This window comes from Agrobacterium sp. LEGMi-208b (genome assembly GCF_059511785.1).
Genome location: NZ_CM183445.1, coordinates 2,032,056 through 2,054,419, shown reverse-complemented (window position 1 = coordinate 2,054,419; position 22,364 = coordinate 2,032,056). Strand labels below are relative to the sequence as shown.

Genomic DNA, 22,364 nt, shown 5'->3' with positions numbered 1-22,364 from the left:
TGACTAGAGCCCGCTTGCGTCATCCTCGGGCTTGACCCGAGGATCCACAACCAAGTGCGACAATGGATCCTCGGGTCAAGCCCGAGGATGACATCGAGTTTGTGGGGCGCACCGGGATCTGCCTCAATCGTTAACGGCCCCTTGAATATTCGATCATCCGCGCCCGGCTGGACACCAGCTCGATCCGGTCGTCACCCAGCCGGTTGAAGCAGACGCGCTTCGTCCACGGCCCGTCGATGAGCGTGAAGAGGAAACGGCCATTGCCGAGCGCCGTCAGCGGCATACTCCGGCGCGTGGGGCCGATGCCCATCGTCAGCGACGAACCGCTGATCGAAAATTCAGCCCCCTCATCCGAGCGCCACGAGCCCGAAAGATCATCCGGCACGACATGCTGGCCGACCGGCAGGAATCGGCGGGCGGCGTGGCCGGCCTCGCCGACAATCGCATCGCCCTCAAGCCTCAGACGCATGGGCGACGATGCCGAACGCGACGATACCCAGCCATCGACATCTTCATAAAGCGTGTCGTCACCATCGATGAAGGTGGATGTGCTGCCCTTGATCTCCAGCCACCACGGCCCGCTTTCGGTGACATAGAGGCCTTCCGGCAGACTGGCGGCGGGTTGGGGCAAAGGCAGGCCGGTCAAAGCCGCCATGCCTTCCAGCGCGATCTTGAAACCATTGGTATCCTCGCGGTTCGACACCACGACGAAGCCAGTGCCATTTTCCGGATCAAGCAGAAAGTAAGTCTTGTAACCCGGATGCGAACCGCCGTGACCGACGAAACGCCTGTCACCGAGATGCGACCAGCGCAGGCCGAGACCATATTCGCTCATCCGTCCATCGGCGAGCGGCCGCTCAGCCGAAAGCGCGTCAAGGACACCCGCGAAGCTTCCCTCGCCGCGCATCAGACCCTGCAACCAACGGGTAAGTGCTTCGGCACTGCCGGCAAGACTGCCGGAAGCGGAGATATGCAGGCCGGCAGCCGAAAGCTGCCAGTTGTCTTCGGCTTTCCAGTAGCCCGGCACCAGCCCGTCGACTGGATCGTTCCAGACATCCGGCGCCTTCAGAAACACGCCAAAGGGATCGGCAATCTGTTCCTGCACGAAATCATCGAAACGGAAACCGCCACGCTCCAGCGCCGCTTCCACCAGCCGGTAACCGGTATTGGAATAGGACACCTCGCTGCCGGCAGGAAAATTCAGCCGGGTGAGCCGCGACAGATATTCGAGAAGCGGTTCGGCCTTCGTTTCGGTATAAACGGAAAGACCAAGCAGCGAGAGGCATTCACGCGTATCCGGCAGGCCACCGCTCATATCCAGCGCCTGCCCCACCGTGACGTCGCGGAGCGGCGACTGCAACTCCGGCAGATGTTTGCCGAGTGGATCGTCAAGGCCGATCAGATCGGAATGCGCAAGCACCATGGCACAGAAGGCATGTTTGGTGACGGAAGCATACCGCACCACGCTCTGCGGCGTGAAGGGTGCGAAGGTCGAGAGGCTCTCGACACCGCCGGTATGGGCGAAACAGATGCCATCGAGATCGAAACCAATGACCGCCCCGCCCGGCTCATTGTCCGCCCATTGTGAGACGAAGCTTTGCGAAAGGGTTGAAGCGGCGTTCCAGTCGAATTCTTTTGGCATGGCTCGGTCTCGTGTCTTGTCGTCTCTACAGAAAGCCTCGGCATCGCCGCTTGTTTCTTCTCCCCGAGGGGGAGAAGGTGGCCCGAAGGGTCGGATGAGGGGGCAACGGTAGAGATTTACGGGAAGCTTGCCCCCTCATCCCGCTGCCGCGGACTTCTCCCCCTCGGGGAGAAGAAACTCGTGGCACCCGCTCGATTTATTGGCAACGTAGACTCAGGCCGGTTCTTCCAGCCGGATACTCAGGCTACGCAACTCTTCCGTATGCGGATGTTTGGTCCGGCCATCTCGCAGATCGCCGGCACTCAGCTGCTCCACCATGTCGCCATTCAGCATCACCCCAACCTGCGGGCACAGATGCGCAATGACCGCAAGATTGTGGCTGACGAGAATATAGGTGAGGTTGCGCGCCGCGCGCAGGTCCTGCAACAGGTTCAGGATTTCCGCCTGCACCGAGACATCGAGCGCCGAAGTCGGTTCATCGAGCAGCAGCACCTGCGGATCGGCAATCAGCGCACGCGCAATCGCCACGCGCTGGCGCTGGCCGCCGGAGAGCTGGTGCGGAAAACGGAACCGCACCGCCTGCGGCAGCGCCACATCGGACAAGGCTTGCTGGATGCGTTTTTCAATATTGTCCATGCCGTGCACCAGCGGCAATTCGCTGAGAATGCGGTCGATGGTCTGGCGCGGATGCAGTGAGCCATAGGGGTCCTGAAACACCATCTGCACCTGCCGGAAGAATTCCGGCGTGCGCTTCAGCGGTGCGTCCTTGCCGGCAAAGGCGATGCGCCCTTCCCAGCTTTCATTAAGGCCCGCCATGGCGCGCAGGATGGTGGACTTGCCCGAGCCGCTTTCGCCGACGATGCCGAAGCTGCCGCCCTTTTCCACCGAAAAGGACACACCCTTCACCACTTCGCGGTCGCCGAACTTGATACGGAGATTATCGACGTCGATCATTGGCTGGACCACGCTGCATCACGGTTGAGAACGGGAAGACGCTCGCGCGGATGCGTCAGCGAGGGAATGCAGTTCAGAAGTCCCTTTGTATAGGGATGTTCGGCTTTCAGGAGTTCGGAAGCCTTCAGCTCCTCCATCACCCGGCCGGAATACATGACGGCGACGCGGTCGCAGAAATGCGAAACGAGCGGCAGGTCGTGGCTGATGAGGATAAGGCCCATGCCGCGTTCCGACACCAGTTCCTCGATCAGCCGCAGGATTTCCGCCTGCACCGTCGCATCAAGCGCGCTGGTCGGCTCGTCGGCGATCAGCAATTCCGGATCGGGCGCCAGCATCATGGCGATCATCACGCGCTGGCCCATGCCGCCGGAAACCTCATGCGCATAGGACGAGGCGACCTGACGCGGATTGCGGATCTTCACCTGATCAAGCAGACCGATGGCCGCTTCCATGGCGGCACGCTTGCTGCCGCCCTTATGCGCGCGCCAGGCTTCAGCGATCTGCGCACCCATGGTCTTCACCGGGTTCAGCGAATATTTCGGGTCCTGCAGAATGAAACCGGCCCGTTTGCCACGGATCTGGCGCATCTGCTTTTCACTGGCGGAGAGCACGTCGATGCCATCAAAGGCGAGCTTGTCAGCGCGGATATCCGCATTGGAGGGCAGAAGCTTCATCAGCGCCCGCGCCGTCAGGCTCTTGCCCGAACCGGATTCGCCGACAATCCCGAGCTTTTCAGTGCCAAGCTTCATGGAGACACCGCGCACCGCCTCGAAACGGCTGGTGCGGGTTTGGAAAGCGATCTTCAGATTTGCGATTTCGACCAGCATGGCTCAATGTCCCTTCGGGTCGAGAACGTCACGTAAACCATCACCTAAGAAGTTGAAGGCGAGCGAAACGAGGAAGATGGCGATGCCGGGAATGGTGGCGACCCACCATTGTTCGAAGATGAAGCGCTTGGCCGTCGCAATCATCGCACCCCATTCCGGCGAAGGCGGCTGTGCGCCCATGCCGAGGAAGCCGAGGCTGGCGGCGGTGATGATGATCGAGCTCATGTCAAGCGTGATACGCACGATAAGGCTCGGCACACAGAGCGGCGCAATGTGACGCGCAATGATGCGCCAGGCGGAAGCGCCCGTCAGCCGGTAGGCCGCGACGAAATCGCTGCCGCGCACCGTCATGGTTTCTGCACGAGCGAGACGCGCATAGGGCGGCCATGCGGTGAGCGCGATGGCGAGAATGGCGCTTTCAACACCGGGCTTCAGCGCCGCGACGAAGGCGAGCGCGAGGATGAGGCGCGGAAAAGCCAGGAACACATCCGTCACCCGCATCAGCACCGTATCGACAATGCCGCCGAAATAACCGGCGATGCAGCCGATGGCGAGGCCGATGGGTGCCACGAGAACGACGACGGCAATGACCATGCCGAGCGTGACGCGGCCGCCGTAAAGAATGCGCGAGAGAATGTCGCGGCCCAGCTCATCCGTGCCGAACCAGTGTTCGGCGCTGGGGAATGCCAGGCGATTGCCGAGATTCTGCGTCGCCGGATCATAGGGCGCGAGCAGCGGTGCCAGAAGCGACAGCGCGATGAACAGGACGATGATGGTCAGACCGATCACCGCCAGCGGATTGGACTTGAGGTTGAGCCAGATGCGATACCGGTTTCCCCAGGCAGCCTGTGTGCGGGAATGCGGCGTCTCATCCAGCGCCCAGTTTCTGAAATTAGCTAACATCATCGAACGCGAGGATCCATAACTCTGTAAAGCACGTCTGCGAGCAGGTTGAGGGCGACATAGATGAAGCCGATCAACAGGGTTGCTCCGACGACCGGGTTCATGTCCGCGTTCATGAGCGAGACGGTGAGGTATTGACCAAGGCCCGGCCAGCTGAAGACGGTTTCCGTCACCACGGCACCTTCGAGAAGGCCGGCATAGGTGAGCGCCAGAACCGTGACGAGCTGCACGGCGACCGTCGGGAAGGCGTGGCCCCAGATCACGGTCATGGCCGAAAGCCCCTTGGCGCGGGCGGTGATGACATATTCACCCTTCAGCGCGTCGATCATGAAGGCGCGCGTCATGCGGGTAATATAGGCCATGCTGAAATAGGCGAGGATGCAGACGGGCTGCACCATATGGGCGATGGCGTCGTAAAAGGCGTCCCAGTCACCGGCAAGCAGCGTGTCGACCGTCATCAGGCCGGTGACCTGCGTGATCATGCCGTCATAGATGATGTCCTGACGGCCCGGTCCCGGTGCAACGCCAAGCGTGGCGTAAAAGACGAGCAGCGAAATCAGCGCCAGCATGAAGACCGGCACGGAGTGACCGGCAAGGCAGACGACGCGGATCACCTGATCCGTCAGCTTGCCCTGTTTCACGGCGGCCCAGACGCCGAGCGGAATGCCGATCAGCGCGGCCAGAATGAGGGCTGCGGTGGCAAGTTCGAACGTGGCGGGGAAAACGCGCTTGATATCGATCCAGACCGGATTGCGGGTCAGGATCGAATTGCCGAAATCGCCATGCAGGACCTGCGTGACATAGTGGAAGAACTGCACGACCAGCGGCTGGTCGAGACCCATTTCGGCCCGCACCCGCACGATGACGTCTTCGGGCGCGTTGTCGCCGACCGCCGCGATGACGGGATCGACGGGCATGACGCGCCCGATCATGAAGGTGATGACCATCAAACCGAACAGCGTCAGGAGGACGCTGCTCAGTATCGACGATATGCTTTTAACGCGCTTGTTCAATGTCACGCTTTCTTCGCATCGTGGTAGGAATTGCCCTCGGAGAGAACGCCGAGTTCGAAACCGGAAACACCCTTGCGGAAGGCTGCCGTCTTCGTGGTCTGGAACATGAACACGAAGGGGCTGTTTTCCATGTGCTCGCGCTGCAGGGCTTCATAAAGCTCCACGCGCTTTGCCGGGTCCTTCTCGTCACGGGCAGCTTCCGCCTTGGCGGCGAAGTCATCGTTCTTGAAGCGCGAACGCCACAGGAAGGGCTTCGACTTGGCGTCGTCGCCATTGTCCTTGTTGATGTTGAAGACATCGGCATTGGAATGCGGATCGAAATAATCCGTGCCCCATGCGGAAAGCGCCATCTGGTGTTCGCGAGCGCGCATCTTGGTCAGAACCTGACGGTTTTCAGCCGATTGCAGACGCACCTTGATGCCGATATCGGCAAGATTGGCCTGAATGGCCTGCGCCAGATCCGGGTAAGGCTGGGCGGAATAGTGGTCCATGCTGATCTCGAAACCGTCGGCAAGGCCGGCTTCGGCCATCAGCGCCTTCGCCTTTTCGACATCGCGCTGGAACGGAATGTCGTTAACGGCGCCGGGGAAACCCTTCGGCTCGAAGCTCTGGTGGATCTCGTGGGTCAGCGACACCAGGTTTTCCTGCATGCCCTTATAGTCCAGCGCCCACTTGATCGCCTGCCAGACCTGCGGCTTGGCAAGGTTCTCATTGCCCTGGTTGAGCGAGACCAGCACCAGCGAGGCGATGGACTTGCGCTCCAGCTCGATATTGGCATCGTCCTTGACGGTGCGCAGCTGCTCCGACGTCAGGTCGCGGGCAATGTCGATATCGCCCTTCTGCAGCATCAGCAGCTGGGAAGACGGATCGGTGACGTGGCGCAGCACGATACGCTTGATATTGCCCTTGTAAGGACCGTTCGGGTTGACGGTGAGCGCGACGCTTTCGCTCGGCTTCCAGGCCTGCAGCATGAAATCGCCGGAACCGGCGCTGTTCTTCTGCAGCCAGCCATTGCCGAGGTCCTCGCCCGACGCATTGGCAAGAACCGCCTTCTTTTCGACGATCGCACCGATATTGGCGGAGAGGCAATAAAGCAGGAAGGAGATGGCGGTCGGCTTTGCCGTCGTCAGCTTCACCGTCTTGTCGTCGGCGGCAACGATGGTCGTTTCGGCATTGTCGGGCGTGAAGCCGAACTGGCTGATGATGAAGGCCGGGCTCTTGTTCATCTTGATGGCGCGCTGCAGCGAGAAGGCGACGTCTTCCGCAGTCACTTTCGCACCGCTCGCGAAGGTCGCTTCGTCACCGATGACGAAGGTGAAAACCTTGCTGTCCGCATCGGCTTCCCAGGATTTCGCGATGACGGGATCAACCTTGGTGGAATCCTCGCGGTTAGCGCGCACCAGCTTCTGATACATGTTGGAGATGATTTCACCGCCGACGGCTTCGAAACCTTCATGCGGGTCAAGGCTCGTCATATTGTCCAGCTGCTGCGCGACGACAAGAATGTCCTTCGGTGTCGCGGCGAATGCCGGAATGCGCGCATAGGACAGGAACGGAACGGCAGCGCCGGCAATCAACAGGTTGCGTCTTGAAATCATCGAAAATCCCCTTTCGGACCTTATTTTTCGGAAAACGGTGGGTTTGCCCCAATCCAGTCATTTTTTTTATGTTTTCCCGCGATTACCACGAGCAAACGAGGCCCGACCAATTCCAAATTTGGCAGAGCCTATGCACGGATTGCATTTGCTCCCGCCTTGACCTTTCCTCTACCAATTCTGAAAACTCTCCCGCAGGCGCGTCCGCGCAACTCCGTTTCCAAAGGTGAATGACCATGACCGATCAAAAAACCGTACCCGTCTTCGACGGCCACAACGACGTGCTGCTGCGGTTATGGCGCTCGGGCAATGCTTCCCCCGAAACGCTTCTCATCGAAGGCGATACGGTCGGCCATATCGACCTGCCGCGCGCCAGAAAAGGCGGCCTCGCGGGCGGCCTCTGCGCCGTCTACGTGCCTTCGCCCAGCATGGAAAAGGACGCCAACGGTGATTTCTCGACACCTGCCGAGGCTGATGCGCTGAAGGCGACGCTTGCCATGGCCGGCCTTTTGTTCCGCGCCGAGAAACAGTCGAACGGCGCGCTCAGGGTCTGCCGCACCGCCGCCGATATCCGCGACGCAATGGCGAAAGGCGCTTTCGCCTCCGTCTTCCATATCGAGGGCGCGGAAGCGATCGGCGCCGATCTGGATGCGCTCCACGTTCTCCACGAAGCGGGCCTGCGCACGCTCGGGCCGGTCTGGAGCCGCCCGAACATCTTCGCTTATGGCGTTCCCTTCCGTTTCCCCTCAACGCCGGATATCGGTCCCGGCCTGACGGACGCCGGCATGCGGCTGGTAAAAACCTGCAACGAGCTGAAGATCATGGTCGACCTGTCGCACATGAACGAGCAGGGCTTCTGGGACATCGCGAAGATTTCAGATGCGCCGCTGGTGGCCTCGCATTCCAACGCCTATGCCGTGTGCAACCACAGCCGTAACCTGACGGATCGTCAACTTGACGCCATCCGCGACACGGGCGGCCTTGCAGGCATCAATTTCGGCGTGCTGTTCCTGCGGCAAGACGGCGTGAAGAACCCGGATACCGACCTGAGCGAGCTGGTGCGCCACGTGGATTACATCGTCAACCGCATCGGCATCGATCACGTCGCGCTCGGGTCGGATTTCGACGGCACCACCATTCCTGCCGCCATGAAGGATGCGGCTGATCTGCCGCTGCTGGTCGAAGCCCTGCGCCACGGCGGTTATGACGAGGAGGCGCTTGCCAAGATTTGCCACGGCAACTGGATCCGTGTGCTCGAAAAAACCTGGGGCGCGTGAGGCATAAAGTGCGATCCAATCTCCGGCGCAGGGCGCCGGAGACACGAAGCGGCAGAGCCTTAAGCTTTCGCCGCTTTTTTCTTGCCGGTCGCCCGGAAAGCCAGAAATCCGGCGACGACACCGATCAGCGCCCATTTCATCGGCAGCACATCCGCCGTCTCGCTGCGGATCGGCAATACGGTCACGGTGCCCGGACGGGATTCATAACCCATCTGCCCTTTTGCCTTGGCCTCCGCGATCTGTTGCGGCGAAACGACCCACTCGGCACCGCGCATCTTGTCCACCGCCATATATCCACCACCGGCCGCGAGCGCGACGACGAGCGAAATAACTATTCTTAGGGGCATGTTCATTGGCATCTCCTTCAATCGAAAGGAGCGTGTAGTCGCATCAAACGGCACCACCAAGCAACCGCAACGGTCAATTTGGTGCCATTCGGAACAATCCCGCAAATCATGCATTCCATAGTTGTATTTTCTGCCGTAAACCTGGTGAAATTCACGCATGATCCGACACAAACTTCACATCGACACTTCATGCTTTTCTGCTAATCACATTTCCGCAACCGAAACGAATTAGCGACACAATCCTGTGGTTCGCCAACAGGAACTGGCGCTGGGCAAAGTAAATGGCAGACAAGAGCGAAATTACACAGACCGATGTTACGGAATCCGCGGTTGAAAGCTTTTTTGCCAGAAACCGTCCCTATCTGACCGCGATCGCCATCACGCTGGTCTTCGTGATGATGACGTTTGCCATCTATCAACTGACCTCCGAAGTCCGCTATGACGACGTCATCGATGCTTTGACGGAGACGTCGGCCTCAGCCGTGCTGCTCGCCATCGTCTTCACGGCTCTCAGCTTCCTGGCATTGATCTTCTACGACGCCAATGCCATCGAATATATCGGCCGCAAGTTGCCCTTCCCGCCCATGGCGGCGACCGCCTTTGCTGCCTATGCCATCGGCAATACCGCCGGTTTCGGACCCTTGAGCGGTGGCGCGATCCGCTTTCGCGCCTATTCGCGCCTTGGGCTGTCGCCCGGCGAAATCGCCCGCGTCATCGCCTTCGTCACGCTGTCCTTCGGGCTCGGCCTGCTGTCGGTCAGCGCCATCTCCACCTTCATCGTCGCGCCACGCATTGCCGCCATCATCGGCGTTGATGCCCTGGTTCTGAGAGGCGCGGCACTGGCCGTCATCGCCATCCTCGTCGTTGCCGCCTATGTCGGGCGCAACGGGCACGCGATCCGGCTTGGGGCATGGCGTTTGCGCCTCCCCGACAGCCGAACGTCTTCACGCCAGTTCCTCGTCTCCGCCTTCGATATCGCCGCTTCCGCTTCCGTGCTTTACGTGCTGCTGCCCGATACGCATCTCGGCTGGCCGACATTTTTCGCGATCTACGCCACGGCCGTCGGCCTCGGCGTCCTCAGCCACGTACCGGCCGGTCTCGGCGTCTTCGAAACAGTGATGGTCGCGGGGCTTGGCAATGCCATCAGCGTTGACCAGCTGCTCGGAAGCCTCGTTCTCTACCGCGTGATCTACCACGTCCTGCCGCTGGTGGTCGCCATTCTGGTGATGCTCGTCTCCGAGATGAAGCAATTCGCGGCAAAGCCTGTCGTCTCGGATATCAGCCAGCTTGCCGTGCGGCTCGCGCCGCCGCTGCTATCCACCTTCGCGATGATCCTCGGCACCATGCTGATCTTCTCGAGCGTGACGCCGACGCCTGATAGCAATCTGGATTTCCTCTCCAATTTCGTACCGCTTCCCATCGTCGAAGCGGCGCATTTTCTGACGAGCATTCTCGGCCTCGTGCTTGTCGTCGCCTCGCGCGGCCTCGGGCAGCGGCTGGACGGCGCCTGGTGGATCGCACTCGTCGCCGCCTCGCTGGCGCTGGTTCTCTCGCTGCTCAAGGCCATCGCCGTGTTTGAAGCCGCCATTCTCGGCGTCTTCATCGCGGCCCTTTCCGTCAATATGCGCAGCTTCAACCGCCATGCCTCGCTGGTGAAACAGGCGCTGGGCCCAAGCTGGCTCGCCGCCATGGCCGTCATCATTGCCGGCGCGGCGACAATCCTGCTCTTTGTCTATCGCGATACGGATTACAGCCAGACATTATGGTGGCAGTTCGAATTCTCCGAGGAAGCGCCGCGCGGATTGCGTGCCCTTCTCGGCCTCGTGCTGGCCTCCTCCACCATCGCCATCTTCAGCCTGATGCGGCCGGTGGCCTTCAGGCCGGACGCCATCAAGGCCGACGACGTCACCAGTGCCACCGGCATCGTCATGACGCAGGATGCGGCCGACGCCAATCTGGTGCGCATGGGCGACAAACACGTGATGTTTTCCGAAAGCGGCAACGCCTTCATCATGTATGGCATTCAGGGCCGCTCATGGATCGCCTTCGCCGATCCGGTCGGCGACGAGGATGATTTCCCGGATCTGGTCTGGCAATTCGTGGAAGCCGCCCGCGCCGCTGGCGCCCGCGCTGCCTTTTACCAGATTTCGCCTTTCCTCCTCTCCCATTGCGCCGATGCGGGCCTGCGCGCCTTCAAGCTAGGTGAGCTGGCGCTGGTCGATCTCACCGCATTCGAACTGAAGGGCGGCAAGCTTGCCAATCTTCGCCAGTCGCTGAGCCGCGGCGCGCGCGACGGGCTGACCTTCGAGGTGGTCGAGCAAGCAGAGGTGGCGGATATTCTGGATGAGCTGAAACAGGTCTCCGATGGCTGGCTCGCCCACCACAATACCCGCGAAAAGCGCTTCTCGCTTGGCGCTTTCGAACCGGATTACATTCTGTCGCAACCCGTCGCCGTGCTGCGCAAGGATGGAAAGATCACCGCCTTCGCCAATCTGATGGTAACGGACACCAAAAAGGAAGCCACCGTCGACCTCATGCGTTTTTCGCCGGATGCGCCGCGCGGCTCGATGGATTTTCTCTTCGTCAGCATCATGCAATATCTGCGTGAGGCGGGCTATGAGAGCTTCAATCTCGGCATGGCCCCCATGTCCGGAATGTCGAAGCGCGATGCAGCCCCCGTCTGGGACCGCATCGGCAGCACGCTGTTCGAACACGGCGAACGTTTCTACAACTTCAAGGGACTTCGCGCCTTCAAGGCGAAGTTCCACCCGAAATGGGAACCGCGTTATCTTGCCGTGCAGAATGGCGCAGACGCCGCCATGGCGCTGATGGATGCGACGGTTCTGATCAGCGGCGGTGTCAGAGGAGTGATCGGAAAATGAGAAAATCCCCCATGCTGAAGGCGGCTCTTGCCGCCTCCGTCCTGTTCGCTTCCACCTCTGTTTACGCACAGGAAAAGCCCACCTATGAGACGGGCATGATCCCCGCCGAGCACATCATGGTGCCGGACGGCGATATCCTCGCCAGCGTCTTCCTGATTTCCGACGCCGATGGCTGGACGGCCGCCGACGAGACCCGCGCCAAGGCGCTGGTGGAAAAGGGCGCCGCCGTGGTCGGCATCGATTTCAAGGAATATCTGAAGGCGCTCGAGGCCGATGACGACGAGTGCATCTATATGATCTCGGACATCGAGTCGCTGTCGCAGCAGATCCAGCGCACCGCCGGCACGAGCAGCTATCGCCAGCCCATCCTCACCGGCATCGGCAAGGGCGGAACGCTGGCGCTGGCGATGATCGCGCAGAGCCCCGTCTCCACCGTCCGGGAAGCCATCGCCGTCGACCCCAAGGCCGGCCTGCCGCTTGAGAAAATCCTCTGCACACCCGCCACCAAGGACAAGGCGGATGGCGAAACGGTCTATGGCCTGACCGATGGCCCGCTGCCCGCCCCGGTCAGCGTGCTGTTTACGCCCGCTGCGGACCAGAAGGGCCGCGACCACGTCAATGCGCTCGTCAAGCTGCATCCCGATATCGACGTCACTGACGTGGATGACAAGGCGGACGAGGTGCTGACCCAGACCCTGTCCGACCAGATCGACGCCGCAGGCGACACCGACAGCCCGCTCGGCCTGCCGATCAAGGTTCTGGAAACCAGCCCGGTCATGGATACCATGGCGGTGATCTATTCCGGCGACGGCGGCTGGCGCGATCTCGATGAGGAAGTGGGTGGCGCTTTCCAGAAGGAGGGCATACCCGTCATCGGCGTCGATTCGCTCCGTTATTTCTGGAAGGAAAAGAAACCGCAGGAGGTCGCCACCGATCTCGGCCGCATCATCGACACCTATCGCAAGGAATGGAAAGTTCGCAATGTGGTGTTGATCGGCTATTCCTTCGGTGCCGATATTATTCCCGCCACCTATAATCTGCTGCCGGACCGCGACAAGTCGCATGTCGTGCAACTGACGCTGATGGGACTTTCGACCGAAGTGGATTTCGAGATTTCCGTCGAAGGCTGGCTTGGCGTTGCCGGTGAAGGCAAGGGCGGCAAAACGCTGGATGACATCGCCAAGATCGATCCGAAGTTGGTGCAATGCATCTATGGCACGGACGAAGAGGATGAAGACCCCTGCCCCGGCCTGAAAGCCAAGGGCGTGGAAGCGGTCGGCATCGAGGGCGGCCACCATTTTGACGAGGACTATGAGGGGCTGGCCAAGCGTATCGTGACATCGCTCAAGACCCGGCTGCCGAAATAAGCTGCATCACGCTCCGCGATCGTCGTCTCCAGCCCGGGCACAGGCGTTCCGGGTGATCTTTTGACGGCCGAAGCATCGCCGATGCTTTTCCGCATCGCCGTCATGCTTGCGGAATCGGTTAAACTATTATTCAAAAGAAACCGGTGTGCGGCGAATGTTCATCACATTCCCGCAACCCTTCTGTTGTTGATCGCCAACCATGGATTTTATATTTCCGGACCGGTTCAGGGAGCCGCCGCATGCTCGCCGCAAAACGAAAAACAAAAACTCCGGTCCTCGTGGAACGCATTGATCAATTCGTCAGCCAAGTCAAAGAGGCGATGAAAAGCGACGATGCCTCGCGAAACAGAAAAATCCGCGATCTGTGGGATGCCGAGGTCCGCTACCATTTCGACAATGGCCGCACCGAAAAGACGCTCGAACTCTACATCATGAAATATCGCAATGCGCTGAAGGCCGAGTTCGGGCCGAAGACTACACCGCTTGCCATCTGCAACATGAAGAAACTGCGCGAGCGGCTGAACACCTATATCGAACGGGCCGACTATCCGAAAACCGGTGTGGCAACCTCCATCGTCGAAAAAATCGAGCGGGCGGAATTCAATACCGCCGGCCGCAAGCCGACCGTCCTGCTGCGTATCGCCGATTTCATTTCGGCGATGAACGGCATGGGAACGAAAGAAGAGATGCAAACCCTGTGGAATGCTGAAATCAGCACCATGAAGGGCAGAGCCCAGACCACCATCATTTCCTACATCACCAAATATCGTAACGCCATCCGCGAAGCCTTCGGCGACGACCATCCGATGCTGAAGATCGCCACCGGCGATGCCGCCATGTATGACGATGCGCGCCGGGTGAAGATGGAGAAGATCGCCAGAAAGCACGGCGCGCTGATCACCTTCGAGAATTACCGGCAGGTTCTGAAGATCTGCGCCGAGAAGCTCCTGTCCGCCGATCCCCTGATGATTGGCATCGGCCTGATCGGCATGACGGGCCGCCGCCCCTATGAAGTCTTTACCCAGGCCGAATTTTCGCCTGCCCCCTATGGCAAGGGCGTTTCCAAATGGAGCCTTCTGTTCAACGGCCAGGCCAAGACGAAACAGGGCGAAGGAACGAAATTCGGGGTAACCTATGAAATCCCCGTACTTGCCCGCTCGGAAACCATTCTGGCTGCCTATAGGCGCCTGCGCGAAAGCGGACAGGGAAAATTGTGGCACGGCATGTCGATCGATGATTTCTCATCCGAAACCCGCCTGCTGCTCAGGGACACGGTTTTTAACCTGTTCGAGGATATCTGGCCAAAGGAAGAGCTTCCCAAGCCCTATGGCCTCCGGCACCTCTATGCCGAGGTGGCCTTTCACAATTTCGCGCCGCCGCATGTGACCAAGAACAGCTATTTCGCCGCCATTCTCGGACATAACAACAACGACCTCGAAACGTCGCTGTCCTACATGACCTATACGCTGCCGGAAGATCGCGACGACGCACTGGCACGGGCCAAACGCACGAACGAACGCACGTTGCAGCAGATGGCGACAACAGCGCCGGTTTCCCGAAAAGCATGATCTGTGTCGGCCGCGGATTTCAGTCCAGCGGCCGGCAGCTTCATTCCTCAAACCCGCGCGTCACCCGAGGTGCGGTAAAGCAGGGTCAACACCGTCAGCATCAGCCCGAGGAGCGCAACCGAGCCGAAAATGTAGAAATTCCACTCGGGCGCCAGACCCCGTTGCAACACCAGGCCGCCGATCATCGGGCCGGCAATACCGCCGAGCCGCCCGACCGCCAGCGAGAAGCCGAGACCCGTGCCGCGAATATGAACGGGGTAGAGCCTGCCCACCAGAACATTGGCGAGAATCTGGGTTCCGATGGTTCCGGCCCCCGCAAGGGCGACAAAGGCATAAAGAAGCGGACCCTTGTTGACAGTCAGGGCGAAGATCGAGGCGGCGCCGATGGGAAACAGGATTGCCACGACCACCTTGACGTTGCCCTTATCCGCAAACCGCCCGCCGATGAGGATGCCGATCGCGGCCCCGACATTGAGCATGACGGAAAAGCTGAGCGCCGAACTGATGTCATAACCCATCTTGTTCATGATGGTAGGCAGCCAGTTGACCATGCCGAAGGTGAGCAGCAGCGAGCAGAAGTGGATGCCCCAGGCATTCAGCGTCGAGAGCAGCCGGCCTTCCGAAAACAGCGCGCCGACACCACCCTTTTGAATTTTCGCATGCGGCACGATGCGTTGCAGACCGTAGCTGTCGCAAATGCCGTCAGCCTCCGCCTGCCGGCCCTTGCTCGCCAGCCATTCGGGCGATTCCGGCAGGAACCGCATGAAGATCGGCAGAAGAATAAGCGGCAGACCGCCGATCAGCATCAATGGCCGCCAGCCATAGGTCTCCAGGAGCAGGATGCCCATGACGCCGGAAATGATGCCACCGACAAGATAACCGAGGAAGGACAGGGAATTGGCCTGTGCCCTGCGCTGCGGTGGCGAAAATTCCAGCACCAGCGCCGTCACCGTCGGCAGCAGCGCGCCAAGCCCGAGCCCGGCGAAGAAGCGCGTGATTTCGAAGGCGAGAAAATTCGGCGTCATGGCCGAGGCGATCATCATCGCCGAAAAGCCGGCGAGGCTGAGAAGAACCACCTTTCGGCGGCCGATGCGATCGGCCATGGTGCCGGCAAAAAGCGCGCCGAGCAGCATGCCCACCAGCGTCAGCGCGGCGGCGCGCCCGACCATGGCCGGGTTGAGCGCCCAGGCGCTTTCTTTCAGCAGTGCCGGTGCGACGGCGCCATAAACGACCAGATCGTAACCGTCAAACATGATCATCAGGCCGCATGTCGCGATAACGCCGGCCGGGTTTTTCGTCCGCGCTGACGCGGCGCTCAGATAATTTGTGGACATGTTCCTCCCTTTCACGCATGAACGCGCCACCCGGAATGGATAAGCGTCTTCCCGTTCTGCGATATCCTCCGTGAGTGCCCGGCGTTCTCCACCCTGATACGTGTCCCACTCCTGTCAAGCCACATATCGCCAGCATCACCCGTCTTCGATTAAATATTGCATTTGCAAAAATTGCAAATGCAATATTGACCAATGCCAAGCGCACGACACCGACGAAATTTCAGCCGGGCTCCAGCCCGGAAATCGTCGAAAGCGTCGGCGTCCAGCTGAAAATATGAATGCGGTTATAAACACCGTGAATGACAAATGGGTCGGCATCGCTGAAGGCGATGACGTCTTCGATCGAGTGCGCCTGCGCAATGATAAGGGCGGCGGATGGGCCGTTGGCAACCGCGCTCATCGGGCCAGAGACAAGAATCTTGAACCCTTCGGCCATCGCCTCGCCATTGCGCAGATGGGCCTTGTGAGCCTCAATCTGCGCCGCGCGTTGCACGGCCGCAGCGGGATCGCTTTCGGCGAAACGCACGTAAAGCCGGGCTCGGTTGCTCGCGCCGCTCATCGGGCGAGCACGAAATCGTGGTTCACCGACCAGAACCAGTCGCTGATGAAACCCAGATCCCGCGCCTTCTGCGCATCGTCCACCCGCTGGAAATCAGCAAGCAGACTTTCCTTCACGCCGAAGACCGCATCCGAACGGATATAGGGGTCATCGGGATCGAAAATATGGGTGACCAGCGTGGTAAAACCTTCCGCCGAAACGATGTAGTGCAGATGCGCCGGCCGGTAGGGATGCCGCCCCATGGCCCGCAGTAGCTGGCCGACCGGGCCGTCATCCGGGATCGGATAATATTTCGGCTTCGCCGCCCGGAACCAGTAGCGCCCGTCTTCCCCGGTCACGAAAACGCCGCGCAGGTTGAAATCGGGCTGAATGCCCTTCTGCTGCACGTCATAAAAGCCTTCGTCATTGGCCTGCCAGACATCGATGCGCGCGCCGGCGACCGGCGCCCCCTCGGTATCGAGGATGCGGCCGGTGACCACCATATCCTCGCCCTTGCCATCGAGGCAGATATTCGCACCCATCGGCATTTCCGGCGCATCCGCCACATGGAAGGGGCCGAGAACGGTCGATTCAGACGCACCGCTCGGCTTGCGATGGTTGATGGCGTCGACCAGCATGGAGACGCCGAGAATATCGGAAAACAGGATCCATTCCTGCCGCCACTCATTGCAGATCTGGCCGACCTCGGTGAGAAAATGAATGGCCTTCATCCACTCCTCCTCGGTCGGTTCGATTTCCTTCACCGCCTCGTGCAGCTTGCGCGTCACGACCGCCATGATTTCCTTCAGACGCGGATCGTCACAGTCGCGCATCCGCGCGATCACGGTTTCAGCCGAGCGTTCCTCAACGAAGTAGCCGTCATCATTGCTCATCTTCATATCCATCGTCTCCTCCTCCCATCACTCCGGCCGCGCGCCCTCGAAGGCGCGTTGCAAAAGGTCGCGGATCGCAGTTTTTTCGATTGGCCGCGGGCACCAGTAAGGATTGGCGGTCGCCAGCTCAGCCATGGGGTCAAGATCGTCCGGCTTGACCCCGAGAGCAGCAAGGCTTGACGACACGCCAAGCCGGCTGGCGAAATCGTAGAGCCCCGCCCCGGCCCTGCCGCCGACAAGGGCAGCAAGCGGCGCGAGGAGATCCGGCACCGCCTGCTCCACATAGGCGATGGTATGCGGCAGAAGCACCGCATGGGTCTCCGCATGCGGCAGATCGAGGCTGCCGCCAAGCGTATGGCAAAGCTTGTGATGCAGCGACATGCCGACGGCGCCAAGTACCGTGCCGCTCAGCCATGCGCCATAAAGTGCTGTCTCGCGGGCCTTTACATCCTGCGGCGCTGTTTTCACGCCGGGAAGCGCTTCGATCATCGCCCGCAGCCCCTCGACCGCCATCAGGCCGGCGATGGGATTGCGGTCCTGCGCGTAGAGCGCCTCCGCCGCATGCGCCATGGCGTTCAGCCCACTCGTCATGCTGATGCCAACAGGCAATCCAAACGTCAGTTCCGCATCGTAGATCACCACTTCCGGCAGGATTTCCGGCCCGCGCATGGTGGTCTTCACCCCGTTTTCCGTCTGGCCGAGAATGGGCGTCACCTCGGAGCCGGCATAGGTGGTCGGGATCACGATCTGCGCCGCATCGGTACGCAGCGCAATGGCCTTGCCGAGACCGGTGGTGGAACCGCCGCCGAGCGCCACAACGCAGTCCGCACCGGCGGCGCGATAGGCCTCGACCGCTTTTTTCGTCACCTCGACCGGCGTATGCATGGCCGCTTCGGAGAAAATGCCGACGGCAAGCCGGCCGAGCCGGGCGGCCAAGGCCTCCGCATCGCTCTTCTGCTGCGGCGTGGAAAGCACCAGCGCCCGCGACAGGCCAAGGCGACGGATTTCCTCCGCCACACCCGCGGAACTGCCCGCGCCGAAGACGATGCGGGCGGGAGCAGCCACATAGACGAAGGGCTGCATGGTTCAGCGCCCGTCGAGCTTGAACAGTCGGCGCGCATTGGTGCGGCCGATCTTCACCCGGTCGGCCTCGGCGATGGTCGTCGCGTTGAACCAGTCGGAGGCATGGTCGATATTCTCGAACGGCCAGTCGGTGGAAAACAGGATGCGGTCCGCACCGATTTCCAGAATGGCGTCGATCAATGTCTGGGTGCGGAAATTGCCCGAGGTGGTGATGTGGAAATTCTCGTTGAAATAATCCACGAAACGGCGCTTGGCGGGATAACGCGGCGGCAGCTTCACCCAGGCATTGCGGTGGTCGATGCGCCACATCATGTAGGGCAGGCCCTCGCCCATATGCCCGAGAATGATGTTGAGACGCGGATGCTCGTCGAACAGGCCCGATGCCATCAGACGCAATGCGTGCACCGCCGTTTCCTGCGCGAAAGCCCAGGTGGGGCCCAGCAGCCATGGGTGGCCGTCATAGATGCGCGAATCCTGCGGCAGCGGGTTGCGCGGATGCAGGTAGAAGGGCACGTCGAGCTTTTCCACCTCGCCCCAGAACGGACGATATTGTGGCAGGTCGTAATAAAGCGGCGTCTGACCATCGCCCTCCTGGCTGAAACCGTTGACGAGCGCGCCGACGAAGCCAAGCTCGTTGACGCAGCGCCGAAGTTCTTCGGTCGCCGCATCCGGGTCCTGCAGCGGCAGGGCGGCGAAAGCGAGGAAACGATCCGGCCGTCTGGCGCATTCTTCGGCCAGCACGTCATTGGCCCGCCGCGCAATCTCGATCGCCTTCTTCCTGTCGGGAATGGCCTGCACCGCGGGCGCATTCAGCGACAGGATCATGGTTTCGATGCCATGCGCATCCATCAGCTTCAGGCGCGTATCCTGAATGTCGAGCAGGCGATGCTGCAGTTCCTTCCAGTAGTCGCCGGGTACGAACCCGGCCGAATCCTGAAGCGTTTCCGGGATTGCGAAATGCTCCTCGAGAGCGACCTTGCCTTGCATGTGGTTTCCTCCGAATTCAATGTATGATTTGCCGCCTGAGAGACGATCAATATTGGCCCTTGGGTTCCAGCCCGAGCATGCTCTGGCCGATCATGGTGCCCACGGCATCCCAGTTCATGCTGATATGGCGGCCGACCGCATTGGCGTCCCGCCAGGCCCGCTGAACGGGATTGGCAAGATCAAGCCCGACACCGCCGGTGGAGTCGTTGAGCGCCTGCACGGCACGCAGGGCGAGAGACACCGCAAAGGACTGGCCGCGACGGCTCAAAAGACGGTCATCCACCGTGAATTCCGCCCGGCCTTCAACACGGGCCTGGGCCAGCGCCTGTGCCTTTGCCACATCGCGCAGCAGGATTTCGCAAGCCGCATCGACGCTCGCGGCAGCTTCCGCGACACGCAGCTGGATGGTCGGGAATTCGGCCATGCGATTATTGCCGCCCGCCACCGCACCGCGCGTCACCCGGCCGCCGACATGATCGACATAGGCGGCAAGCGCGCCCTTGGCCGCACCGACGCCCGCCGCCGCGAGACAGGAAGGAATGCCGGTCAGAAGCGGCATGTTGAACAGGCCCTCTTCCGCATAATAATGCCCGCCGGGCGTCTTTCCGCTGGTGGCATCCGGAAAGGTCAGAACCCGGTGTCCGGGAATGAAGACATCGTCGAGAACGAGGGTCTTGGAACCCGTGCCGGCCAGGCCCACCACATGCCAGGTGTCTTCAATCACATATTGCCCGGCGGGAACGAGCAGGAAGGCCGGAACCGGCTTTCCTTCACCCCGCGGCGGCAGGATTGCGGCGCAGAGAGACCATTGCGCGTTTTCGCAGCCGGAGGCGAAGGCCCATTTGCCGCTCAGGCGATAGCCGCCATCGGCGAGCTCCGCCATCTTTACCGGCGCGTAGGAGCCACACAGAAGCGCATCGGGGTTTTCGGCCCAGACATCAGCCTGCGCCTCTTCCGGAAACATCGCCAGCAGCCATTGATGGGCGGACAGCAGGCCGGCGACCCAGCCCGTCGAAGCACAGGCAGCCGAAAGCTCGATATTGGCCTCGACCAGTTCGGCGAAGTCTCCACCCTTGCCGCCGAAGGCACGAGGCTTGACGATATCGAAATAACCGATACCGCGCAGCGCCTCGATATGGCTGGCCGGAACGCGCCGGGCCTCCTCCGTCTGTCTGGCGCTCGCCCGGAAAAGATCGGCTATGCCGGCGACACGGCTGGCGAGGCGGACACGCGGGTTCGTTTGCGCCGGCAGCGGCGCATGGCTCATATCATTCATGATTGTCTCCTTCCGGACTTTACTGGCCGGACGTTATCTCACCGGGTTTATCTGGGCGGCCATGATCAGGCGGGCAGGCTCGCGGGGCTTGCGGCGCAATATTGGGCGTTTTCATAAAGCAGCGGCCGCGTCGTCTCGCTGACATCGGCGGAAACCACCTGCCCGATGAAGACGGTATGAGTTCCATAGGGCATGGCCGCAACCCGGCGGCAGGCGATGGCCGCATGGGCCGTGGGCAGATAGAGAACGCCATTGTCGTGGCGCTGCCATTGACCGTCGCGAAAACGCTCTTCCGGCAACACCTTGCCGCTAAAGGCATCCGACAGGGCAATCTGATCCTGCGTCAGCACATTGACGATGAAATCGGGCCGACACAGCAGCAGTTCATGCAGCAGGGTGCGATTGTTCAGGCAAACCAGCAGGGACGGCGGCTCCATCGAAACCGAAGTAACGGCCGTGACCGTCATGCCGTGATCGCGCTGGTCACCGGAAGCGCAGGCCGTGATGACCGTCACGGTCGCCGGAAAACGGCGCATCGTTGAACGGAAATTCTGGCCGACGCCTTCAGGCGCAAGGCTGCTCAGGCCAAACAATGCTGATGTCATGAGATCCTCCCAAATCCTGCACTTCTATTTATTTGCATTTGCAACATTTGTCAACGCAAATGTTTTTCGTCATTTTTGAGAAGGGAAGAACCCCGCATTCCCCGTCTTATGGGGCGAAGCTATTGAAACGGATGGATTGTGCCGGTACAGCCGATAGGCGCACATCAGCATATGCGCAGATGGCTCTCAAACAGGGATTTGCTCGTGTCTTATCAGTTCACCGATTCGGTACCCTACCTGCTCAACTGGGTGGGTGTTCGGCTTGGCGAGCGCTTTTCTCTGAGGCTCGCCTCCTATGACATCACCCTGCCGATGTATCGCGTGCTTGCGACGTTGCGGCAGCAGGAGAGCAAGACGCTGACCGAGCTTTCGGACATGGTGTCGGTGGAGATTTCCACGCTGTCCCGGCTCGTGGGGCTGATGGTCCGGCGCAACCTCCTCAGCCGCGAACGGCCGGCCGACAATGCGCGCATCGTGCGCATCACGCTCACCCCGAAGGGCGAGGAACTGGCCGATGAACTCATGCCCATCGCCGCCATGTTCGAAAAAACCGCGATCGAAGGCCTCGATCCCGCGGAAGTGAAACTTTTCAAAAGCATCCTGCGCCATATCGGCCGCAATATTGCCGGTCTCTGATAGCGGCAATCCGGACAGCGTCGCTTTCAGCGGAAGCCCCTGCCTCGCTCCGCCTTGCCGTGCAATGTACTTGCAATAACCGCTTCCTATCCCTGCGGACATCACCGCAGAAAGGAACTTCCATGTCCAACAGATCGTCCCTTACAGTGCCGGCGGCAATCTTTCTTGTCACCGGCGCATCGATACTGCTCACGGCCTGCGCCTCGACTGTCATGAAAAGCTATATCGGCGCGCCCATCACCAGCGTGATGCTGGACTACGGCCCGCCGGACAATGTCTACAGCCTGGGTCCCGGCCAGCAGGCCTATCAATGGCGGAAGAACAAAACGCAGGCTGTTGCCGGATCGTCGAGTGGTGAGGTGCGGACAACACGGCATGGCGAACGTTACGAAGTGTCTGAAACGCCGGGTTACATCGAGCGCATCGACTGCTTCTACACCTTCTACACCCGCAACTCCGGGGCGGAATGGTATGTTACGAGCTTCCGGCAACCTTCGCTCGAATGCGAATGATCGTCCAGGGTTTCAAATTTCAGCCCCGGTCCCGCATGTTTTGCGCCCGATCTGTTTACCGCCGCTTCCAGGCTGAAAGCGGCGGCGTTTTTTTGAAAATTCTCCCTGAAATCTGTCATAGGACG

At 60.6% G+C, this 22,364-nt stretch carries 20 protein-coding genes; 6 read left to right on the top strand and 14 right to left on the bottom strand.

What is annotated here, in order from left to right; all coding sequences use genetic code 11:
• Nucleotides 1-130: 130 nt before the first annotated feature.
• The 6 genes from AC5YUO_RS09920 to AC5YUO_RS09895 form a co-directional block, all read right to left on the bottom strand.
• The gene (locus tag AC5YUO_RS09920; RefSeq protein WP_496153183.1) at nt 131-1,642 is read right to left on the bottom strand and encodes a serine hydrolase domain-containing protein; all 1,512 of its coding nucleotides are present in this window, start codon (nt 1,640-1,642) and stop codon (nt 131-133) included.
• Between the two features lie 213 nt (nt 1,643-1,855).
• Nucleotides 1,856-2,596 (bottom strand): ABC transporter ATP-binding protein, encoded by a 741-nt coding sequence (locus AC5YUO_RS09915; RefSeq protein WP_065114131.1) that lies wholly within the window; start codon nt 2,594-2,596, stop codon nt 1,856-1,858.
• Nucleotides 2,593-3,423: an ABC transporter ATP-binding protein gene (locus AC5YUO_RS09910; protein ID WP_496153182.1), complete on the bottom strand. Its 831-nt coding sequence runs from the start codon at nt 3,421-3,423 to the stop codon at nt 2,593-2,595. The genes AC5YUO_RS09915 and AC5YUO_RS09910 overlap by 4 nt, the downstream gene beginning before the upstream one ends.
• Before the next feature lie 3 nt (nt 3,424-3,426).
• Nucleotides 3,427-4,329, bottom strand: coding sequence for a nickel transporter permease (nikC, locus tag AC5YUO_RS09905; RefSeq protein ID WP_004433196.1), 903 nt, complete (start codon nt 4,327-4,329; stop codon nt 3,427-3,429).
• Nucleotides 4,326-5,339: an ABC transporter permease gene (locus AC5YUO_RS09900; protein WP_065114132.1), complete on the bottom strand. Its 1,014-nt coding sequence runs from the start codon at nt 5,337-5,339 to the stop codon at nt 4,326-4,328. Before AC5YUO_RS09900 ends, nikC begins: the two co-directional genes overlap by 4 nt.
• Nucleotides 5,340-5,341: 2 nt before the next feature.
• Nucleotides 5,342-6,937, bottom strand: coding sequence for an ABC transporter substrate-binding protein (locus AC5YUO_RS09895; protein WP_496153181.1), 1,596 nt, complete (start codon nt 6,935-6,937; stop codon nt 5,342-5,344).
• 233 nt (nt 6,938-7,170) lie between these two features.
• On the opposite strand from AC5YUO_RS09895, the gene AC5YUO_RS09890 reads away from it, so the two are divergent.
• Nucleotides 7,171-8,211, top strand: coding sequence for a dipeptidase (locus tag AC5YUO_RS09890; protein ID WP_496153180.1), 1,041 nt, complete (start codon nt 7,171-7,173; stop codon nt 8,209-8,211).
• A 59-nt stretch (nt 8,212-8,270) separates the two neighbouring features.
• Here the strand turns inward: AC5YUO_RS09890 and AC5YUO_RS09885 are convergent, their stop codons facing one another.
• On the bottom strand, nt 8,271-8,564 hold the full coding sequence (locus tag AC5YUO_RS09885) for a hypothetical protein (RefSeq protein ID WP_400819852.1): 294 nt from the start codon (nt 8,562-8,564) through the stop codon (nt 8,271-8,273).
• A gap of 275 nt (nt 8,565-8,839) precedes the next feature.
• Here AC5YUO_RS09885 and mprF point away from each other — a divergent pair, with 275 nt between their 5' ends.
• From mprF to telA, 3 genes are all read left to right on the top strand, one after another.
• The gene (gene mprF, locus AC5YUO_RS09880) at nt 8,840-11,440 is read left to right on the top strand and encodes a bifunctional lysylphosphatidylglycerol flippase/synthetase MprF (protein ID WP_496153179.1); all 2,601 of its coding nucleotides are present in this window, start codon (nt 8,840-8,842) and stop codon (nt 11,438-11,440) included.
• Nucleotides 11,437-12,807 carry a virulence factor gene (locus AC5YUO_RS09875; protein ID WP_496153178.1) on the top strand — a complete coding sequence of 457 codons (1,371 nt, stop codon included), beginning with the start codon at nt 11,437-11,439 and terminating at the stop codon, nt 12,805-12,807. The genes mprF and AC5YUO_RS09875 overlap by 4 nt, the downstream gene beginning before the upstream one ends.
• A 239-nt stretch (nt 12,808-13,046) precedes the next feature.
• Nucleotides 13,047-14,375: a telomere resolvase TelA gene (gene telA / locus AC5YUO_RS09870; RefSeq protein ID WP_496153177.1), complete on the top strand. Its 1,329-nt coding sequence runs from the start codon at nt 13,047-13,049 to the stop codon at nt 14,373-14,375.
• A gap of 47 nt (nt 14,376-14,422) precedes the next feature.
• Here the strand turns inward: telA and AC5YUO_RS09865 are convergent, their stop codons facing one another.
• From AC5YUO_RS09865 to graD, 7 genes are all read right to left on the bottom strand, one after another.
• Nucleotides 14,423-15,709: an MFS transporter gene (locus AC5YUO_RS09865; RefSeq protein ID WP_496153176.1), complete on the bottom strand. Its 1,287-nt coding sequence runs from the start codon at nt 15,707-15,709 to the stop codon at nt 14,423-14,425.
• Nucleotides 15,710-15,929: 220 nt separating this feature from the next.
• Nucleotides 15,930-16,268, bottom strand: a complete 339-nt coding sequence (locus AC5YUO_RS09860; protein ID WP_496153175.1) for a YciI family protein — start codon at nt 16,266-16,268, stop codon at nt 15,930-15,932.
• Complete coding sequence (graB, locus tag AC5YUO_RS09855) at nt 16,265-17,152, bottom strand: hydroxyquinol 1,2-dioxygenase (protein WP_496153174.1); 888 nt, start codon at nt 17,150-17,152, stop codon at nt 16,265-16,267. The genes AC5YUO_RS09860 and graB overlap by 4 nt, the downstream gene beginning before the upstream one ends.
• Nucleotides 17,153-17,167: 15 nt before the next feature.
• Nucleotides 17,168-18,223, bottom strand: coding sequence for a maleylacetate reductase (locus tag AC5YUO_RS09850; protein ID WP_496153173.1), 1,056 nt, complete (start codon nt 18,221-18,223; stop codon nt 17,168-17,170).
• A 3-nt stretch (nt 18,224-18,226) separates the two neighbouring features.
• Nucleotides 18,227-19,210 carry a gamma-resorcylate decarboxylase gene (tsdA, locus tag AC5YUO_RS09845; protein ID WP_400819717.1) on the bottom strand — a complete coding sequence of 328 codons (984 nt, stop codon included), beginning with the start codon at nt 19,208-19,210 and terminating at the stop codon, nt 18,227-18,229.
• A gap of 46 nt (nt 19,211-19,256) precedes the next feature.
• Entirely contained in the window at nt 19,257-20,486 is a 1,230-nt protein-coding gene (gene graA, locus AC5YUO_RS09840) for an FADH(2)-dependent resorcinol hydroxylase oxygenase component (protein ID WP_496153172.1), read from the bottom strand.
• Between the two features lie 65 nt (nt 20,487-20,551).
• Nucleotides 20,552-21,091, bottom strand: coding sequence for an FADH(2)-dependent resorcinol hydroxylase reductase component (gene graD, locus AC5YUO_RS09835; protein ID WP_400819712.1), 540 nt, complete (start codon nt 21,089-21,091; stop codon nt 20,552-20,554).
• Between the two features lie 204 nt (nt 21,092-21,295).
• Between graD and AC5YUO_RS09830 the strand changes: the two genes are divergently transcribed.
• Together AC5YUO_RS09830 and AC5YUO_RS09825 are read left to right on the top strand one after the other, a co-directional pair.
• The gene (locus AC5YUO_RS09830) at nt 21,296-21,727 is read left to right on the top strand and encodes a MarR family winged helix-turn-helix transcriptional regulator (protein ID WP_496153171.1); all 432 of its coding nucleotides are present in this window, start codon (nt 21,296-21,298) and stop codon (nt 21,725-21,727) included.
• A gap of 122 nt (nt 21,728-21,849) precedes the next feature.
• Nucleotides 21,850-22,239, top strand: a complete 390-nt coding sequence (locus AC5YUO_RS09825) for a hypothetical protein (protein ID WP_496153170.1) — start codon at nt 21,850-21,852, stop codon at nt 22,237-22,239.
• Nucleotides 22,240-22,364 lie beyond the last annotated feature (125 nt).

What these genes read in the sequence shown, in the direction of transcription:
- AC5YUO_RS09920 (WP_496153183.1), bottom strand. Translation starts at nt 1,642, where the DNA reads ATGCCAAAAGAATTCGACTGGAACGCCGCTTCAACCCTTTCGCAAAGC.
- AC5YUO_RS09915 (WP_065114131.1), bottom strand. Translation starts at nt 2,596, where the DNA reads ATGATCGACGTCGATAATCTCCGTATCAAGTTCGGCGACCGCGAAGTG.
- AC5YUO_RS09910 (WP_496153182.1), bottom strand. Translation starts at nt 3,423, where the DNA reads ATGCTGGTCGAAATCGCAAATCTGAAGATCGCTTTCCAAACCCGCACC.
- nikC (WP_004433196.1), bottom strand. Translation starts at nt 4,329, where the DNA reads ATGATGTTAGCTAATTTCAGAAACTGGGCGCTGGATGAGACGCCGCAT.
- AC5YUO_RS09895 (WP_496153181.1), bottom strand. Translation starts at nt 6,937, where the DNA reads ATGATTTCAAGACGCAACCTGTTGATTGCCGGCGCTGCCGTTCCGTTC.
- AC5YUO_RS09890 (WP_496153180.1), top strand. Translation starts at nt 7,171, where the DNA reads ATGACCGATCAAAAAACCGTACCCGTCTTCGACGGCCACAACGACGTG.
- AC5YUO_RS09885 (WP_400819852.1), bottom strand. Translation starts at nt 8,564, where the DNA reads ATGAACATGCCCCTAAGAATAGTTATTTCGCTCGTCGTCGCGCTCGCG.
- mprF (WP_496153179.1), top strand. Translation starts at nt 8,840, where the DNA reads ATGGCAGACAAGAGCGAAATTACACAGACCGATGTTACGGAATCCGCG.
- AC5YUO_RS09875 (WP_496153178.1), top strand. Translation starts at nt 11,437, where the DNA reads ATGAGAAAATCCCCCATGCTGAAGGCGGCTCTTGCCGCCTCCGTCCTG.
- telA (WP_496153177.1), top strand. Translation starts at nt 13,047, where the DNA reads ATGCTCGCCGCAAAACGAAAAACAAAAACTCCGGTCCTCGTGGAACGC.
- AC5YUO_RS09865 (WP_496153176.1), bottom strand. Translation starts at nt 15,709, where the DNA reads ATGTCCACAAATTATCTGAGCGCCGCGTCAGCGCGGACGAAAAACCCG.
- AC5YUO_RS09860 (WP_496153175.1), bottom strand. Translation starts at nt 16,268, where the DNA reads ATGAGCGGCGCGAGCAACCGAGCCCGGCTTTACGTGCGTTTCGCCGAA.
- graB (WP_496153174.1), bottom strand. Translation starts at nt 17,152, where the DNA reads ATGGATATGAAGATGAGCAATGATGACGGCTACTTCGTTGAGGAACGC.
- AC5YUO_RS09850 (WP_496153173.1), bottom strand. Translation starts at nt 18,223, where the DNA reads ATGCAGCCCTTCGTCTATGTGGCTGCTCCCGCCCGCATCGTCTTCGGC.
- tsdA (WP_400819717.1), bottom strand. Translation starts at nt 19,210, where the DNA reads ATGCAAGGCAAGGTCGCTCTCGAGGAGCATTTCGCAATCCCGGAAACG.
- graA (WP_496153172.1), bottom strand. Translation starts at nt 20,486, where the DNA reads ATGAATGATATGAGCCATGCGCCGCTGCCGGCGCAAACGAACCCGCGT.
- graD (WP_400819712.1), bottom strand. Translation starts at nt 21,091, where the DNA reads ATGACATCAGCATTGTTTGGCCTGAGCAGCCTTGCGCCTGAAGGCGTC.
- AC5YUO_RS09825 (WP_496153170.1), top strand. Translation starts at nt 21,850, where the DNA reads ATGTCCAACAGATCGTCCCTTACAGTGCCGGCGGCAATCTTTCTTGTC.